Source organism: Bathymodiolus azoricus thioautotrophic gill symbiont, from assembly GCF_001298715.1.
GTDB lineage: Bacteria > Pseudomonadota > Gammaproteobacteria > PS1 > Pseudothioglobaceae > Thiodubiliella.
In genome coordinates this window covers 1-614 of record NZ_CDSC02000005.1, presented here as the reverse complement: position 1 = coordinate 614, position 614 = coordinate 1, and the positions used below count along the sequence as shown (strand labels likewise).

At 31.1% G+C, this 614-nt stretch carries 1 protein-coding gene; it reads right to left on the bottom strand.

The genetic code is table 11. The annotated features are described in order from the left end of the window. Positions 1-29: 29 nt before the first annotated feature. A complete protein-coding gene (locus tag BAZSYMA_RS00025) occupies positions 30-497 on the bottom strand; it encodes a toxin-activating lysine-acyltransferase (protein ID WP_090714243.1) in 468 nt (155 codons plus the stop codon). Positions 498-614 lie beyond the last annotated feature (117 nt).

Below are 614 nucleotides of genomic sequence, written 5' to 3'. Positions count from 1 at the left end.
TGAATACTTACTGTGAACATTATAAATCATCATCTTGAATAAAGGTTGTTAACCAGTTTCATGATGCGCTTATAAGGCATAATTTTATTATTTTCATCCTTGGCAACCTTAACCCTTGTAGCGTACACTTTAGCTTTATTAGGCAAGGTTTTTCTTATTTCTCGATTAAATTGAAAAATATGCTCAAATGGGCAAATATATTCCAAAAAGTATATGTTGTCTCCATTATTCCACTCGTTAGCAACTATTTTATAATCTTCATGCAATATCTTATCTAGGGTTTCGTCATCAACTCTTGCCCATACAGCAAAAGCTAAAGGCATATCGTTGTTGTTGCGAATTAATTTGTATTGATCAAGCAAAATCCCCTCTGAAATGCGGCTAAAAAAACCACAAACATTATAATGCTTGCAATGTAATTCTGATTGTCTTGACAACCAAAATGCATTTCCTAAGATTTCCATGTACATTTTTTCGGTGATTTTTTCTAGCGCCATAATTCAATAAAGTAAGTCTGTTAAATATAAAAAAATAAAAAGGGTTTTATTGTACACCCTAAATTCAAATTCTAAGTGCAAATTTAGGAATAAGCGCAATGCTGCTTTATTTAAAAA